Source organism: Phyllobacterium sp. P5_D12 (assembly GCF_054049495.1).
In genome coordinates this window covers 1-3,627 of sequence record NZ_JBFUMG010000453.1, presented here as the reverse complement: position 1 = coordinate 3,627, position 3,627 = coordinate 1, and the positions used below count along the sequence as shown (strand labels likewise).

Below are 3,627 nucleotides of genomic sequence, written 5' to 3'. Positions count from 1 at the left end.
CCGGTGAACCAATGAAACCGGCGACAAACCTGTTCGCCGGCCGGTCATAAAGATCAAGCGGACTTCCCTGCTGCTCGACAACGCCGGCACGCATAACGACGACGTGATCGGCCATGGTCATCGCCTCGACCTGATCGTGCGTGACGTAGACCGACGTCGCGTTCAGGCGCTCATGCAGCTTGCGAATCTCGCTGCGCATATGGACGCGCAGCGCCGCATCGAGATTCGAGAGAGGTTCATCGAACAGGAACACTTTCGGATTGCGCACAATGGCACGACCCATGGCAACACGTTGCCGCTGACCGCCCGACAAGGCTTTGGGCAGGCGATCCAAAAGATTGCCAAGGCCGAGGGTTTCTGCAGCGGTTCGCGTGCGCTCCGAGATTTCTTCCTTCGGACGACGTTTCAGGCGCATCGAATAGTTCATATTGTGCTCGACATCCATGTGCGGGTAGAGCGCGTAGGACTGGAATACCATGGCGACATCGCGCTCACGCGGCGGTTTGCCGATGACACTTCGTCCGGCAATCCGGACGTCGCCGGAGCTGGTTTTCTCGAGTCCGGCAAGGGTCCGCAGCAAAGTGGACTTGCCGCAACCGGACGGACCTACAAGGGCGACGAACGAGCCCTGTTTGATGGAAATGTTCACGTCCTTGAGCGCATGGAACCCGCCATAATGCTTGTTCAGATGGTCGATTTCGATCTGGAGCATCATTCACCTCATTTAAGTGCGCCGGCAGTAAGACCGCTGACGATACGCCGTTGCAACAGCATGAATACGATCAGGATGGGCGTCACGTAGATGGCCGCGTAAGTCATGATGCCGTTCCAGTCATTGGCATTTGGTCCCATGAAGGTCTGCAATCCGACAGTTGCTGTCTGCAATTCGTTCTTGGCGATCAGCGAGCGTGCGTAGACATATTCGCCGAAGGATTGCAGGAAGATCAGCACGGACGTGACCAGAATGCCGTTACGCGCCAGGGGCAGCATGATATGGAAGAATGCCCCGATGCGCGATGATCCGTCGACGAGCGCCGCTTCTTCCAGCTCACGCGGCACCTGCACGAATGTTGCCCGGCAGAGGACGATGTAGAGCGGCAAGACTTTGGCGGTTTGCGCCAGGATAACAGCAATACGCGGACTGGCCAAAAGACCGATCTGGTTGAACATCACGAAGATGGGTGTGACCATCAAAGACGACGGCAAAACCTGCATCATCAATATCGCGAACAGGGCAATTTCAATCCAGACATTACGAACCCGCGATAATACGTAGGCACATCCAGTTCCCAGTGTCGTAGCAAGGATCGTAACACCTGTAGCGATGAGCAGCGAATTCCAGATGTACCTGCCCATGTCGCGGCTCTTCCATACCTCCAGAAAATTCCACTGCGTGTCTGACGGCCAGAATGTAGGCGGATACTGAAATATCTCGGTACTGCTTTTCAGGGCCGTCAAATACATCCAGTAAAGCGGGAACAGATAGATCGCCGTCATGGCCAGACCGATGATGAGCAGAACGTAGCGTTTCATCAGCGTCCTCCTTCCTCAGTAGCTGTGTTCATGGCGCGTAGAGCGCACATAAACGGCTGCTACCACTATGACGAAGATGATCATGAGAACGGAGACGGCACTGCCGAGAGAAATCTCATACGTCTGGAATGAGAACTGCCACGACCAATATTGAGCGACATTGGAGCTGTCAGCGGGACCACCCTGCGTGAGAGCAGCGATCAAGTCGAACTGTTGAAGTGTAAAGATAACGCCGAGCGATATCACGGCCCCAAGCTGCGCACGCATCAGAGGAAGGGTTATGGATCGAAAACGCTCGAATGCTCCTGCGCCATCAAGTTCGGCGGCCTCGTAGACATCACGCGGTATGCTCGCGAGGCCAACCGATAGCAGTATCATGTTGAAGGGAATGCCGAGCCAGATATTGGCGATGATAACGGCATAGAGCGCTACGTTTGGGTCTGAGAGCCAGAAAATGCGGTCATCGGCAATCCCGAGGGATGTCAGGGCATAGTTGATAACGCCAAAATCGCCGGCGAAAAGCCATTTCMAGATTGCGCCGACGACGAGTGCGGGCATGATCCATCCGGCCAGGAACAGGCCACGCAAATAGCTGGCGCCCGGAAAGTCTTGCTGGAAGAAAAGTGCCAGCCCGAAGCCGATTGAAAGCTGGAACACGATAGAGAGCACCACAAATTTTACTGTGTTCCAGAAAATTGTACCGGCAACCGGCTGGGAGAAAATATCGTAGTAATTTTGCAAGCCCACAAACGGGCGGTTGAATGAAGTAAGCGTGAACATGTCAACTGTCTGCAACGACATGATGATATTGTAGACGATGGGAAACGCCGAAAAAATGATGAGATAGAGCAGGGCAAGCCCAAGCAGCAAGATGTCAAATCCGCTGCCGTCCCGGATGGTTCTGATGATGCCTTGCACAGTATCCTCCCGCTTGCCACTTCAAATCTCCGATCCTCGCTCCTCCGCACGCGCGAAGGAGCGATTGTCGAAGTCTATTTGTTCAAAACAGCGTCGATTTGCTTCTGTGCAGTACCCAGCGCAGTCTTCGCATCGCTTTGATGCGTCAGCGATGACTGTATGGCGGTGTAAATCGCCTTGGAAATCTTGGGCCATTCAGGATGAGGACCGCGATTGCGGGCATATTTCATGCTTTCCTCAAAGACGGCATAGATGGCTGGCGTTTTTGGATCATTCGACTTCACATTTGCGGCAGGCACAAAGCCAAAACGGTTCCAGACATCGGGCATCTTGCTGTAGAGAAACTCCAGCAGGATAAAAGCTTCTTTGGGATGCTCGCTTTTGGCGAGGATAACGTTGTCGCCTTCGCCGAGCGCAGAGGCGCGCGTGGCGCCTTCCTGGGGAATCGGCAAAAGCGCGGCGCGATAATCGAATTTTGCTTCCCGTCCCATGCGAGGTAGTTCCCATGGGCCAGAAATGGCCATCGCTGCATTGCCGGCATTGAAGGTACCAGTCGAGTCAAACTGGCTGCGGATCAAGGTATCGGGAGATGCGAGCTTCTCGTCCAGCAGCTTGCCCCAGAAATCCAGAACCTTGACGCCACCCTCGGTGTCGACCTTGTTGTAGTCGCCGCCAGCCATCTGCAGCCAAGGCAGAAACTGGAACGTTCCCTCTTCGGTGGCCACGGCGGAAAACGCCAAACCATAGATATTTTTGGCTGGATCGTTAAGTTTCTTCGCGGCGGCGTATAGCTCGTCCCAGGTTTTGGGCGGATTGTCCGGGTCAAGGCCCTTCGCTTTGAACATGTCCGCATTGTAGTAGAGCGCAATGGTATTCGCGCCACGCGGAATGCCGTAAATCTTCCCGTCCCAAGTGACCGAGGAAAGCGGGCCGGGGAAAATATCGTCCTTCTTGATGACCTTCGATTCAGCGAGCATGGGGCTGAGATCCAGCAGCAAGCCACGCGAGGCGAAGAGTGCGACTTCGGGATTGTCGATATAGGTCACGTCAGGCGATTCACCGGTTGCGGTGGCGCGCGCCAGATCGTTGACCATGTCGCGGAACTGAACGGTCTTGATGTTCAGCTTGATGTCCGGATGTGACCGCTCGAACTCGTCCTTCAGCAGGTACATGTAC

The 3,627-nt window shown here is 54.8% G+C and carries 4 protein-coding genes; all 4 read right to left on the bottom strand.

Annotated elements, in window-relative coordinates; all coding sequences use genetic code 11:
* The coding region (locus ACXJ5O_RS21615) for an ABC transporter ATP-binding protein (protein WP_457301688.1) at positions 1 to 715 on the bottom strand (715 nt) is incomplete at its 3' end.
* Between the two features lie 5 nt (positions 716 to 720).
* Positions 721 to 1,533, bottom strand: coding sequence for a carbohydrate ABC transporter permease (locus ACXJ5O_RS21610; protein ID WP_224505618.1), 813 nt, complete (start codon positions 1,531 to 1,533; stop codon positions 721 to 723).
* Positions 1,534 to 1,548: 15 nt separating this feature from the next.
* Entirely contained in the window at positions 1,549 to 2,451 is a 903-nt protein-coding gene (locus ACXJ5O_RS21605) for a carbohydrate ABC transporter permease (RefSeq protein ID WP_457301687.1), read from the bottom strand.
* Between the two features lie 74 nt (positions 2,452 to 2,525).
* Positions 2,526 to 3,627, bottom strand: a 1,102-nt coding sequence (locus ACXJ5O_RS21600) for an ABC transporter substrate-binding protein (protein WP_457301686.1), incomplete at its 5' end; no start/stop codon positions are given.

Bases quoted from the DNA above. Each gene is read 5' to 3' on its own strand.
- ACXJ5O_RS21610 (WP_224505618.1), bottom strand. From the start codon at position 1,533: ATGAAACGCTACGTTCTGCTCATCATCGGTCTGGCCATGACGGCGATC.